This window comes from Psychroflexus longus, assembly GCF_020164595.1.
GTDB classification, from domain to species: domain Bacteria; phylum Bacteroidota; class Bacteroidia; order Flavobacteriales; family Flavobacteriaceae; genus Psychroflexus; species Psychroflexus longus.
On record NZ_JAIQZE010000041.1, the window covers coordinates 1 to 255 of the forward strand.

Below are 255 nucleotides of genomic sequence, written 5' to 3' on the forward strand. Positions count from 1 at the left end.
TCACGCATTTCTTCAACTTCACCTTCAGATGAAACACCACCTAGCTCTTCCTGGATGGTCTTCATTTGCTGATGAAGGAAATATTCACGCTGCTGCTGGCTCATATCACTTTGAACCTTAGATTGAAAATCATTTTTTAGTTCCAATTTCTGAAACTCAATATTCATTTGCTTTAAAGTTAAAAGAGCTCTCTCCTTAAGATCACTAGTTTCTAAAAGATTTTGCTTGTCCCCCACTTCTACGCTCATGTTGGAA

1 pseudogene is annotated in these 255 nt (G+C 37.6%); it reads right to left on the minus strand.

From position 1 onward, the window contains the following. Window positions 1–255, minus strand: a pseudogene (locus LB452_RS13495) (endopeptidase La); the annotation flags it as partial.